11 protein-coding genes are annotated in these 12,249 nt (G+C 72.9%); 6 read left to right on the top strand and 5 right to left on the bottom strand.

Annotated features, from left to right (window positions below; translation table 11 throughout):
- Window positions 1-97: 97 nt before the first annotated feature.
- Both AC068A_RS35460 and AC068A_RS35455 read right to left on the bottom strand, forming a co-directional pair.
- The gene (locus tag AC068A_RS35460; protein WP_478590417.1) at window positions 98-1,618 is read right to left on the bottom strand and encodes a nucleobase:cation symporter-2 family protein; all 1,521 of its coding nucleotides are present in this window, start codon (window positions 1,616-1,618) and stop codon (window positions 98-100) included.
- Window positions 1,619-2,194: 576 nt separating this feature from the next.
- Complete coding sequence (locus AC068A_RS35455; RefSeq protein ID WP_478590416.1) at window positions 2,195-2,890, bottom strand: TerB family tellurite resistance protein; 696 nt, start codon at window positions 2,888-2,890, stop codon at window positions 2,195-2,197.
- A gap of 140 nt (window positions 2,891-3,030) precedes the next feature.
- On the opposite strand from AC068A_RS35455, the gene AC068A_RS35450 reads away from it, so the two are divergent.
- Window positions 3,031-3,309, top strand: a complete 279-nt coding sequence (locus AC068A_RS35450; RefSeq protein WP_478590415.1) for an SDR family NAD(P)-dependent oxidoreductase — start codon at window positions 3,031-3,033, stop codon at window positions 3,307-3,309.
- Window positions 3,310-3,463: 154 nt separating this feature from the next.
- Here the strand turns inward: AC068A_RS35450 and leuA are convergent, their stop codons facing one another.
- A complete protein-coding gene (gene leuA, locus AC068A_RS35445) occupies window positions 3,464-5,236 on the bottom strand; it encodes a 2-isopropylmalate synthase (protein WP_478590414.1) in 1,773 nt (590 codons plus the stop codon).
- A 364-nt stretch (window positions 5,237-5,600) separates the two neighbouring features.
- Between leuA and AC068A_RS35440 the strand changes: the two genes are divergently transcribed.
- The 4 genes from AC068A_RS35440 to AC068A_RS35425 all read left to right on the top strand — a co-directional run bounded on the left by AC068A_RS35440 (window position 5,601) and on the right by AC068A_RS35425 (window position 8,374).
- Complete coding sequence (locus AC068A_RS35440; RefSeq protein ID WP_478590413.1) at window positions 5,601-6,692, top strand: M4 family metallopeptidase; 1,092 nt, start codon at window positions 5,601-5,603, stop codon at window positions 6,690-6,692.
- Window positions 6,693-6,731: 39 nt separating this feature from the next.
- Window positions 6,732-7,001, top strand: a complete 270-nt coding sequence (locus AC068A_RS35435) for a protealysin inhibitor emfourin (protein ID WP_478590412.1) — start codon at window positions 6,732-6,734, stop codon at window positions 6,999-7,001.
- Between the two features lie 15 nt (window positions 7,002-7,016).
- Entirely contained in the window at window positions 7,017-7,553 is a 537-nt protein-coding gene (locus tag AC068A_RS35430) for a GNAT family N-acetyltransferase (protein ID WP_478590411.1), read from the top strand.
- Between the two features lie 149 nt (window positions 7,554-7,702).
- Window positions 7,703-8,374, top strand: coding sequence for a class I SAM-dependent methyltransferase (locus AC068A_RS35425; RefSeq protein ID WP_478590425.1), 672 nt, complete (start codon window positions 7,703-7,705; stop codon window positions 8,372-8,374).
- Between the two features lie 115 nt (window positions 8,375-8,489).
- On the opposite strand, the gene era is transcribed toward AC068A_RS35425, so the two are convergent.
- Together era and AC068A_RS35415 are read right to left on the bottom strand one after the other, a co-directional pair.
- Window positions 8,490-9,440, bottom strand: a complete 951-nt coding sequence (era, locus tag AC068A_RS35420; RefSeq protein ID WP_478590410.1) for a GTPase Era — start codon at window positions 9,438-9,440, stop codon at window positions 8,490-8,492.
- 223 nt (window positions 9,441-9,663) lie between these two features.
- The gene (locus AC068A_RS35415; RefSeq protein ID WP_478590409.1) at window positions 9,664-10,704 is read right to left on the bottom strand and encodes a GlxA family transcriptional regulator; all 1,041 of its coding nucleotides are present in this window, start codon (window positions 10,702-10,704) and stop codon (window positions 9,664-9,666) included.
- 71 nt (window positions 10,705-10,775) lie between these two features.
- Between AC068A_RS35415 and AC068A_RS35410 the strand changes: the two genes are divergently transcribed.
- Window positions 10,776-12,158 (top strand): MFS transporter, encoded by a 1,383-nt coding sequence (locus AC068A_RS35410; protein WP_478590408.1) that lies wholly within the window; start codon window positions 10,776-10,778, stop codon window positions 12,156-12,158.
- Window positions 12,159-12,249 lie beyond the last annotated feature (91 nt).

Below are 12,249 nucleotides of genomic sequence, written 5' to 3'. Positions count from 1 at the left end.
ACGCCCCCCCCCCCCCCCCTCCCCCCCCCCCCCCCCCCCTACCCCCCCCCCCCCCCCCCCCCCCCCCCCCCCCCCCCCCCCCCGCCCCTTGGGAGGGTCAGGAGGCGGGTGCGGGCGCGCCCTCGGCGTCCGGCTCGCCCTCGGCGTCCGGTTCGGCGTCCGGCTCGGCCGCGGAAGCAGCCGGGGCGGGCGGGGCAGCCGGGGCGGCGGGGGCGCTCGCCTGGGCCGGCAGCTCCGCCGGGAGGGCGGCGCCGTGCGCGTCGTCCTCAGCCGGGCCGTTGAAGACCAGGTTGAGGACGATCGCGGCCGTGGCACCGAGCGTCACACCGCTGTTGAGCAGCGAGGAGAGGTCCGGGTCCATGTGGTCCTTGAAGAGGACCGGGACGGTGGCCGGGAGCAGGGCGAAGGCCAGGGAGACGCCCACGACCAGCGCGTTCTTCTCCTCCTTGAGGTCGACCTTGGCGAGGGTCTGGATGCCTGCCAGGGCGACCATGGCGAACATGACGGTCGCGGCTCCGCCGAGGACGCCGTGCGGGACGGAGGCGACGATCGCGGCGGCCTTCGGCAGCAGACCGAGGATGATCATGAACACGCCGGCGGCGACGACCACGAAGCGGCTCTTGACCTTGGTCATCCGCACGAGGCCGACGTTCTCGGCGAAGGCCACGTAGGGGAAGGAGTTGAGCACGCCGCCGAGGGCGGTGGCGGCGCCGTCGGCCCGCAGCGCGCGGGCCACGGTCTCGCTGTCGACCTCCTTGCCGACGATGTCGCCGACGGCGTAGGTGTCGCCGGTCGTCTCGACCATGGTGATCAGCATGACGATGAGCATGAGGACGATCGGGAACCACTCGAACTTCGGCGCCCCGAAGTGGAAGGGGGTCGTGATGCCGATCCAGTCCGCGTCGGAGACGTTGCCGAACGTGGCGTCCCCCAGCAGGAACGCGACGGTCGTTCCGCCGACCAGGCCGAGCAGGATGGCGATCGAGGAGAGGAACGGCCGGCCCAGCCGCATCAGCACCAGGATGAAGAGCATGGTGCCGCCGGCGTAGGCGAAGTGCTTCGGGTCGCCGAAGTCCGGGCTGCCGAGGCCGCCGGCCGCGTCGCCCAGGCCGACCGGCAGCAGGACGATGCCGAGCACGGTGATCACCGTGCCGGTGACGACCGGCGGGAACAGCCGCATGACCGCCCGGAAGGCCTTGGCGGGCAGCCAGGCGAAGGCGAAGGTGGCGATGCCGGCCGTGATGACGGCCCCGTAGATCACCAGGAGGGCCGCCGTGCCCCCGCCGGCACCGAGGCCGATGGCGATCATCGGGGAGACGGCCGTGAAGGTGACGCCCTGGATCAGCGGGAGGCGGGCGCCGATCCGGCCTATGCCCCACGCCTGGACGATGGAGGCGATACCGCAGGTGAACAGGTCTGCGTTGATCAGGTAGACCAGCTCTTCGGGGCTCAGCTTCAGTGCGCCGCCGACGATGATCGGGACGATCACCGCACCGGCGTAGAAGGCGAGTACGTGCTGGAAGCCGTACAGGGCGAGTTTGGGAACGGGGAGCACCTCGTCGACCGGGTGGGTGCTCTGCTCTCCATCGGTGGAGAGCCGGGCGGCGACACGTGCCATCGGCCTTGCCCTTCAAGAGGTAGTGAACGAGAGGAAGCTGGTTATCCCTGGACGAAGTGGGTCGCTAGCCCGTTGGTCCGCCAGGGTTGTCAGTGCGTTCACGTGAATCGAAGCCCCGCTGTGTTACCGGCGGCGTCTCGTCGTGTGTCCGGAATTGAACGCCCGTGGGAGGGCTCACACATATCGTCGACTTCCACAAATTGTTGATCCATGGGGGAGTCGGATCTGTGGGTTTCGCCAGTGGCGCACGCCTACGCATCGGGATATGGCCCGACGGGCCTCCCCATCCCGCCTCCTCCTGCGCGAGCGCCCAGCCCGCCCCCGCGACGTGCGGCGATGCGCTTCACAGGCGCGCGGACGGCGAAGGCGAACGGCCCGCTCCGGGTGTCCACCTGCTGGAATCGCCGGCCACGGCGCGGCCGGAATTCACCCGCCCTGCGATGGGATTTCGGCCCTGCGAGGCCGGATCGTTACCTCGGCCGGGGCCGTTTCGGCCGCATGCAGCGCCTCGTCGGGCGTCCCGGCCCGGCCGGGCGTTGCGCTCCGTATACGGCCGGCCCGTCGGGCCGGGGCCCGTCAGGGGGCGCGTACGGCCGACAGCAGGCGGCCCACCTCGTCGGAGCCCATCCGCAGCGCCGCGCCGACCGTGGCGAGCACCTCCCGCTCGGCGGGCGTGTACGGGCCGTCCGCCAGGGCGATCCGCGCACCCTGGAGCAGGATCGACTCCCGGCCGGGCGCGGCCAGGTGCGGCGCCAGCGGTTCCAGTGCCTCGTGCAGCTCGATGGCCAGGGCGGCACCGCAGCAGTCGGGGGCGTCGTACAGCCCGAGCCGGCCCTCCTCGCTGGCCAGCGCCTGCACGAGGGACTCCAGCTGTTCCCAGGTGCAGTCCTGGAAGCCGGCCGCGCGTACGGTCGACACGGCGGCCTCCAGCGCGCCGCGCGCGGAGGTCCCGCCCGCCGCCAGCACGGCGAGGGCCACGGTGTGCACGGCGTCGCGCAGCAGCGCCGAGAAGCGGGTGGTGGTGAGCTGGTCGAGGACCTCGGTGCCGAAGCGCTCCCGGCAGCCCTGGCATTCGACGACGGGCCCGGCCTCGCCGCGCGGCAGCAGCGGGACGCCGAGGACGGTGAACCGGCGGCGGCCGGTGCGCCGGCGGTAGTTGCGGTCGCCGCCGCAGCCGGGGCAGAAGAACTCCCCGTCGCCCACCGTGCTCCACGCGGTACGGATGCCCCAGACCGCCGGCTTCCGGCCGTCCCCACCCCGAACTGGCAGCACGTCGCACCTCCGTAACTCCCCCGTGGCTTCGCGGGCACGGGCGGGACCCCCAGGCGGCATCGCCGGGTTGGCGTGATGTTAGCCACATCAGTGAGGATGCGTCAGCCGTGTGACAAGACAACATCCCCCGTCGGTGGCACTTGGCCGGTCTGTTCCCCTGCGCCTCCCACGGCGGGCCCGCCCGTTGTCCCTGCGCTCGGCCGCGTGACGACACATGGCGTCTGGTCACGGGCGCCGCGAGCGGGATCGGCCGGGCCGCCGCCCGGTTGCCGGCCCGCTCCGGCGCCCGGTTGACCGCGGCCGAGATCAATGGCCCGGGGCTGGAGGACCTGCGTTCGGAACCGGCCTCCGAGGGTCGGCACCTGCTCACCGTCGGGAGCGACGGGCGCGCAGAGGGTCGGTTTAGCTCGATCGTGTGATGGTCGGCTTCCGCGGGATGGCGGCCGTGGGCCTACGGGGACAGCCGGCGCTGCCGGACGGGGTGGCCCGGGAGACGGCGCCGCCCCGCGCCTCCGGGCGGAGACGGGCGGGGCAGCGCCGCGGTCCTGCGACTCGGCCGGCCGGGCCGGGGGGTCAGCGGCCGGCGCGGTTGACGGCGGAGACGACCGCCTTCAGCGAGGCACGGGTGGTGTTGGCGTCGATGCCGATGCCCCACAGGACCCGGCCGTCGATCGCGCACTCGATGTACGAGGCGGCCACCGCGGAAGCGCCCTCGCTCATCGTGTGCTCGGTGTAGTCCAGCAGGCGGGCGTCGATGCCGATGGCGGCCAGCGCGTCGAAGAAGGCCGAGATCGGGCCGTTGCCGGTGCCGCTCAGGACCGTCTCCACGCCGTCCACGACCGCCTCGACGGTCAGCGTGTCCGTGCCGTCCTTGTCGGTGGCCGTCGAGCCGGCGCGCAGCTGGATCCGTCCCCATCGAGCCGCAGCGTTCTCGGGGTTGGGCAGGTACTCGTCCGAGAAGATGTCCCAGATGGCCTTCGGGGTGACCTCGCCGCCCTCGGCGTCCGTCTTGGCCTGGATGATCTTCGAGAACTCGATCTGCATGCGGCGCGGCAGGTCCAGCTTGTGGTCGTTCTTCAGGACGTACGCGACACCGCCCTTGCCGGACTGCGAGTTGACGCGGATGACCGCCTCGTAGGAGCGGCCGACGTCCTTGGGGTCGATCGGCAGGTACGGCACGGCCCACTCGATCTCGTCCACCGTCTTGCCCTGGGCGGCCGCGTCGGCCTCCATGGCGTCGAAGCCCTTCTTGATGGCGTCCTGGTGGGAGCCGGAGAAGGCGGTGTACACCAGGTCGCCCGCGTAGGGGTGGCGCGGGTGGACCGGCATCTGGTTGCAGTACTCGCTGGTGCGGCGGATCTCGTCGATCTGGGAGAAGTCGATCTGCGGGTCGATGCCCTGCGAGAACAGGTTCATGCCCAGGGTGATCAGGTCGACGTTGCCGGTGCGCTCGCCCTGCCCGAACAGGCAGCCCTCGATGCGGTCGGCGCCGGCCATCAGGGCCAGCTCGGCGGCCGCGACGGCGGTGCCGCGGTCGTTGTGCGGGTGCACGGAGATGCAGGTGTGCTCGCGGCGGGTCAGGTTGCGGGCCATCCACTCGAAGCGGTCCGCGTGCGTGGACGGCGTCGAACGCTCCACGGTGGCGGGCAGGTTCAGGATGATCTCGCGGCCGGGGCCGGGCTGCCAGACGTCGCAGACCGCCTCGCAGACCTCCAGGGCGAAGTCCAGCTCGGTGTCGGTGAAGATTTCCGGGCTGTACTGGTAGCCGAAGACGGTCTCGGGGCCCAGCAGCTTCTCGGCGTACTCCATGACCAGGCGGGTGCCGTCGACTGCGATCTGCTTGATCTGCTCCTTGGAGCCGCGGAAGACGACCCGGCGGAAGGTCGGGGCGGTCGCGTTGTACAGGTGGACGGTGGCGCGCTTGGCGCCGACCAGCGATTCCACGGTCCGCTCGATCAGGTCCTCGCGGGCCTGGGTCAGCACGGAGATGGTGACGTCGTCCGGGATCGCGCCCTCTTCGATGATGGAGCGCACGAACGCGTAGTCGGTCTCCCCGGAGGACGGGAAGCCGACCTCGATCTCCTTGTAGCCCATGCGCACCAGCAGGTCGAACATCTCGCGCTTGCGGGCCGGCGTCATCGGGTCGATCAGCGACTGGTTGCCGTCGCGCAGGTCGGTGGACAGCCAGCGGGGAGCCTTGGTCACGCGCGCGTCCGGCCAGGTGCGGGCCGGCAGGTCGACCTGCTCGTACCGGCCGTACTTGTGGATCGGCATCCCGGAGGGCTGCTGCATGTGGGTCGCGTTCGTGATGGGCGTGGGGCGACCGGCGAAGGTGTGCTGACTCATGGCGTAGGGCTCCTCGGGTGTCCGCGTGTGGTTCGCTGGAACGGCCGACGGCGGTCGTAAACCGCAACACCAGACTCCGCGGGGAGGGGGTCGACCTACGACTACAGACCCTCGCCGCGGCAGCTAAGCAGAAGCAGCCCGAAACGCATGATGGGTCGAGCCTAGCCGAGCCGCGCCGTGGCGCGAGGGACCGTTTCAGTATGCGGGACCCTCCTGTCCGATTTGTGCCCTTATGTGACTTACCTCTCCTTCGGTCGCTCGAGGTCCGGTGGAACCGTCAACACCGCCCGACCGCTTTCAGACAACCGAATGAATCATGGTTGCAGGTAGTGACAGAGGTATGACCCGCTGCCACATTGCCGGGATGGATGCCTCCCACGTTCCCACCCGCACCCGCGGCCGCAGCCCCCGCCACCCGGTCTTCTGCACCGTGGTGCCGCCGCACCTGCTCGACCGGATCGCCCAGTCCCAGAACGCCCGCCGCGCCGAGGCCGCCCTGCGCACCCTCGAACACGACGGCCCCCTGCGCACCCGGCGCCGGATCACCAGCGTCCGCGGATTCACGGCCCCGGAGCCGGCGGCGCCCGCCCCGGACGGGCCCCGCCGGACGATCCACGACGCCGGGCACCGCACCCGGCTGCCCGGGCAGAAGGTCCGCGGCGAGGGCGACCCGGCGTCCAAGGACGCCACCGTCAACCGCGCCTACGCCGGGCTGGGGGCCACGTACGAGCTCATGCTGGCGGCCTTCGGGCGGCGCTCGATCGACGATTCCGGCCTGCCCCTGAACGCGTCCGTGCACTACGGCCAGGACTACAACAACGCCTTCTGGGACGGCGAGCAGATGGTGTTCGGCGACGGCGACGGCGACCTCTTCCTCGATTTCACCGTGGCCGTGGACGTCATCGGGCACGAGCTCGCCCACGGCGTCACCCAGTACACGGCGAACCTGGAGTACTACGGCCAGTCGGGCGCCCTGAACGAGTCGATGTCCGACGTCTTCGGCTCGCTGATCAAGCAGTACACCCTGGACCAGACCGCCGGCCAGGCGGACTGGCTGATCGGCGCCGGGCTGCTCGGCCCCGACGTCAGCGGGGTCGCGCTGCGCTCGATGAAGGCGCCCGGCACCGCGTACGACGACGACGAACTCGGCAAGGACCCGCAGCCGGCCACGATGGACGACTACGTGCGCACCAACCGGGACAACGGCGGCGTGCACATCAACTCCGGCATCCCGAACCACGCGTTCTACCTGGTCGCCACCGACCTCGGCGGCAAGGCATGGGAGCGCGCCGGGCAGGTCTGGTACGACACGCTGACCGGCGGCGGGCTCGCCCCCGACGCCGACTTCAGGGACTTCGCCCAGCTGTCCGCGGCGGCCGCCGCGGCCCGCTTCGGCGAGGGCGGCGAGGAACACCGGGCACTGCAGAAGGCGTGGGCGGCGGTCGGCCTGGGCTGAGCGTGGGCCAAGCGGCCGCTGCGGGGTAGAAGGACGGGCATGCGGATTCAGGTGGTACGGACAGGCGGCTTCGCGGGCATCGAGCGCCGGGCCGAGGTGGACACCTCGAGCCTGCCGGACGAGGGCGAGTGGCAGGCCCTGGCGCAGCTGGCGCTGCGGCCCGCCGCGGCCTCCCCGGTGGCGGACCGGGTCCGGGACGGCTTCTCGTACCGGATCACGGTCGACGGGCGGACGGTGACCTGCCAGGAGCCCGACCTGTCGGAGGCCCAGCGGACGCTGATCACAAGGCTGCTCAAAGAAGGTGCCTGAGCAGGGCGTCTTTGCTTGTACGGCCGGACGACGCAGACGCTCCTGTCCCGGTTGGAGCAGTACTACGACACCGTGCCGCGGGCCGGGGGCGCGCGGGCCGAGGACTTCGGCCCGCTGACCCTCTTCGTCCGGGAGGGTGCGGGCTGGCCGTACTACGCGCGGCCCGCACTCGGCAGCACGGGCGCCGACACCGCCGCCCCGGCAACCGGGGCCCACCAGAGCGCCGTGGCCGAGCGCCTGGCCGCGGGCCGGACGGCCCTGGCGGCGGCGGTGCGCGACGGTGTGGTCCTCGCCGCGGGCCAGTACAACCCGGTCGGCGGCGTCGCCGAGGTGGCCGGGGTCGGCACCCTGCCGTCGGCCCGCCGCCAGGGCCTGGCGCTCGCGGTCGCCGCGGCGCTGGTCGCGGACGCCCTCGCGCGGGGCACCCGTACGGTCTTCCTGTCGGCCGGGGACGAGGCGGTGGCCCGCATCTACGCCCGGGCGGGCTTCCGTACGTTGGCCACGGCCCTGATCGCGGAACCCGCGGCGGACGGGGAGCCGGCCGGGGCGTAGCGGGGCACGGCTCCGCGGGCGGCTTGCCGAAACGGCAAAGGTGTTTGGGCGTGCGGCGGCGGGCGGCGCAGCATCGGGCACATCCGGAACCCCTCGACCGAGCAGAGGAAGGGACTCCCGTGCCCGAGCACACCCACAACCACCACCACATGCACGCCAACGACCACTCCCGCCACGACGGGACCCCGTCCGAGCCGCCATCCGGTGACCAGGAGTTCTGGGACTCCCGCTACCGCGAGAGCGACCGCATCTGGAGCGGCGAACCCAACGCGGCCCTCGTCCGCGAGGTCGCCGGCCTCGCCCCCGGCCGCGCCCTCGACCTCGGCTGCGGCGAGGGCGCCGACGCCGTGTGGCTGGCCCGCCGGGGCTGGCAGGTCACGGGCACCGACATCTCGGTCGTGGCGCTGGAGCGGGCCGCCGCGCACGCCGCCGAGGCGGGCGTCGCCGACCGGGTCGACCTCCAGCGGCACGACCTCACCGCGTCGTTCCCCGCCGGGGAGTTCGACCTCGTCTCGGCCTGCTTCCTGCACAACTACGGGGACTTCCCCCGGGCCCGGGTCCTGCGGACCGCCGCGGCGGCCGTGGCCCCCGGCGGGATCCTGCTGGTCGTCGGCCACGGCGGGTGGGCGACCTGGCAGCAGGACGAGGTGCGCCCGGAGATCGACTTCCCGACCCCCGGCGAGGTGCTCGCCCAGCTGGAGCTGCCCGAGGGCGCCTGGGAGGTCCTGCGCGTGGAGGAGTACGTACACGGGCAGACCAGCCCCGACGGCCGGGCCGGGACCCGGGCGGACAACACGGTGAAGGTGCGCCGGCTCCCGTAGTCCCGCGGGCCGGCCGGCGGCGGACAGGCCCGCCCGGTCCGGCGGCTGGTGGTAGCCCGCAGGCCTGTGGGCCGCCGGCCCAGGCCCTGGGGGCCCGGCCCGGCGGCCGGTCGGGCTAGAAGCCGAGCTTGCGGAGCTGCTTGGGGTCGCGCTGCCAGTCCTTGGCGACCTTCACGTGCAGGTCCAGGAAGACGGGGGTGCCGAGCAGCGCCTCGATGTGCTTGCGCGACTTCATCCCGACCTCCTTCAGGCGGGAGCCCTTGGGGCCGATGATGATGCCCTTCTGGCTGGGCCGCTCGATGTAGACGTTGGCGTGGATGTCGAGCAGCGGCCGGTCCGCCGGGCGGTTCTCCCGGGGGATCATCTCCTCGACGACGACGGCGATGGAGTGCGGGAGCTCGTCGCGGACGCCCTCCAGGGCGGCCTCGCGGATCAGCTCCGCGACCATCACCATCTCGGGCTCGTCGGTGAGGTCGCCCTCCGGGTAGAGCGGCGGGCTCTCGGGCAGCATCGGCGTGATCAGGTCCGCCAGCAGCTGGACCTGGTTGTCGCCGACGGCGGAGACGGGGACGATCTCGGCCCACTCGATGCCGAGCTCGTCGCCGAGCTGCTGGATCGCGATGAGCTGCTCGGCCAGGGCCTTGGAGTCGACCAGGTCGGTCTTGGTCACGATGGCGACCTTGGGGGTCTTCTTGATCCCCGCGAGCTCCTTCGCGATGAACCGGTCACCGGGGCCGAGCTTCTGGTCGGCGGGCAGGCAGAAGCCGATCACGTCGACCTCGGCCCAGGTGGTCCGCACGACGTCGTTCAGCCGCTCGCCGAGCAGGGTGCGCGGCTTGTGCAGGCCGGGGGTGTCGACCAGGACCAGCTGGGCGTCGGGGCGGTGCACGATGCCGCGGACGGTGTGGCGGGTGGTCTGCGGCCGGTTGGAGGTGATCGCGACCTTGGTGCCCACGAGTGCGTTGGTCAGGGTCGACTTCCCCGCGTTGGGGCGGCCGACGAAGCAGGCGAAGCCCGCACGGTGCGGGCGGTGGGACTCGGGGGAACGATCGCTCATACGGGCCATTCTCCCCGATGCCGCCCGGGGCGCCGACCAGGCCGCCGGCAGGACCGCCGACCGGGCCGCGTCCGGATCACGACACGGTGGGGGTGAGGACCGCCCGGTACGCGCCGGGCGGGGTGTACGGCGGGAGGTGCTGGGAGACCTCCGCGTCCACCGTGGAGCCGACCGCGGCCCCGGCCACGGGCGCCCCTGCCCCGGAGGCCGGGACCGCGCCCTGCGGAAGGAGTCACGGCACGCGCCGGGCGTGACCTGATGGTGCATCAGAAGGTGGCGGAGCGCCGCCGCCCGGGCCGCCGTTCCCGCCGGCCGCCCGGAACGTCCGCCGGTACGCCGTCGGGCTCACCCCGAGCGCGGCCTGCACGTGTTTGCGCAGCGACTGCGCCGTCCCGAAGCCCGCCTCCCGCGCGACCTGCTCCATCGCCAGGTCCGTCTGCTCCAGCAGCCGCCGGGCCCGCTCCACCCGCTGCCCGGTGATCCACTCGCCCGGGCTGGTGCCGGCCTCCTCCCGGAACCGGCGCGTGAAGGTGCGGACCGACATGGACTCCTGCCTGGCCAGGTCGGCCAGCCGCACCGGCTCGTGGAGCCGCCCCAGCACCCAGGCCCGGGCCGCCGCGGTGCTGGCCAGTTGCGGCTGCGGCACCGGGCGTTCGATGAACTGGGCCTGCCCGCCGTCCCGGTGCGGCGGGACGACGGTCCGGCGGGCCACGTCGTTCGCGACGGCCGCGCCGTGGTCGCTGCGCACGATGTGCAGGCACAGGTCGATGCCGGCGGCGACCCCGGCGGAGGTCAGCACGTTCCCGTCGTCCGTGTACAGCACCCCGGGGTCGACCCGTACGGCCGGGAAGAGGCGCTGGAAGTGCTCGGCGTGGAACCAGTGCGTGGTGGCCCGGCGGCCGTCGAGGTATCCCGCGGCGGCCAGTACGTAGCCGCCAGTGCAGATCGACACCAGCCGGGTGCCGGGCCGGATGCGGGCCAGGGCCGCGGCGAGCTCCCCGGTCAGCCTGCCCTCCTCGTACACGGGCCCGAGCTCGTACGCGGCCGGTACGACGACGGTGTCGGCGGTGGCGAGCAGGTCGGGGCCGTGCTCCACCTGGATCGCGAAGTCCGCGTCCGTCCGGACCGGGCCGGGGGCCAGGCCGCAGGTCAGGATCTCGTACAGGGGCGTTCCGGCGGCATCCCTGGCGCGGCCGAAGATCCGGTGCGGGATGCCGAGTTCGAAGGGCAGCAGTCCGGTGAGCGCGAGGACGACGACGCGGTGCAGGGCCATGGCCCAATCATATCGAAGCGTGTCGGTCAGGCCACTGTCGCGGAAGGGCCGCCTGGCCGGATGCTGTCGGCGTGAATCAGTCAGCCTCCACCCCCGCGCCCAGCCCCTCGCCCCCGCCCTCGCCCTCGCCCTCGCCCTCGCCCTCGCCCTCGACCGCATCCGCACCGGACGCGCCGCCCGCCCCTTCCCCTGCCGCGCCCGGACGCGTCCACCGCGCCTGGTTCGTCGCGGCCGTCACCTTCGTGACGATCATCGGCGCCGCCGCCTTCGCCTCCCTGCCCGGGCTGCTCATCGAGCCGCTCCACCAGGAGTTCGACTGGTCACGGGGCACGATCGGCTTCGCCGTCTCGGTCAACCTCGCCCTCTACGGACTCACCGCCCCCTTCGCCGCCTCCCTCATGGACCGCTTCGGCATCCGCCGGGTGGTGGCGCTGGCCCTGCTGGTCATCTCCGCCGGGTCGGTCGCCACGGTGTGGATGACCGCCGCCTGGCAGCTGGTGCTGTTCTGGGGCGTGCTGGTGGGCCTGGGCAGCGGCTCGATGGCGCTGGCGTTCGCGGCCACGGTGACCAACCGCTGGTTCACCGCCCGGCGCGGCCTGGTCACCGGCGTCCTGACCGCGGCCGGGGCCTCCGGCCAGCTGGTCTTCCTGCCGCTGCTGTCCTGGCTGGTGGAGCACCACGGCTGGCGGCCCGCGGCCGTGACGGTCTCGCTGGCGGCGCTGTCCGTCGTGCCCTTCGTCTGGCTGCTGCTGCGCGACCACCCGGCGGACGTGGGCCTCGCCCCGTACGGGGGGCCGTACACGGCCAAGCCCGCGCCGGTGCCGGGCGCGGCCCGGCGTGCGGTGGCGGTGCTGTTCCGGGCGGCCCGGACCGGGCCGTTCTGGCTGCTGGCGGGCACCTTCGCGATCTGCGGCGCCTCGACGAACGGCCTGGTCAAGACGCATTTCGTACCGGCCGCCCATGACCACGGGATGCCGGTGACGGCGGCCGCCGGGCTGCTGGCGGTGATCGGCGTCTTCGACGTGGTCGGCACCGTGGCCTCGGGCTGGTTCACCGACCGCTTCGAGGCGCGGCGCCTGCTGGCGGTCTACTACGCCCTGCGCGGGGTGTCGCTGCTGTTCCTGCCGCTGCTGCTGGCCCCGGCGGTGCACCCGCCGATGGTGTTCTTCATCGTCTTCTACGGGCTGGACTGGGTCGCCACCGTCCCGCCGACGATCGCGCTGTGCCGCGAGCACTACGGGGAGGACAGCGCGATCGTCTTCGGCTGGGTGCTCGCTTCGCACCAGGTGGGCGCCGGGGCGGTGGCGTTCCTGGGCGGCGTGGCCCGGGACGCGTTCGGCTCGTACGACGTGGTCTGGTATGCGTCGGGGGCGCTGTGCGCGGTGGCCGCCATGATGGCGATGGTCATCCGCCGCCGGCCGGCCCCGCCGCCGGCCGCTGCCGCCGCGGTCTAAGCGGCCTCGGGGAAGTGGGGTGCGTTTCCGCGTCGTCCGGTGCGGTGCATCGGCGTGCTGCCGCATCGCCCTCGTACTGGACGTACTTGGG

It is taken from the genome of Streptomyces sp. NPDC043854 (assembly GCF_056436005.1).
Note: the sequence above shows the minus strand (reverse complement) of the source record. Positions and strands in the feature narration are given on the sequence as shown.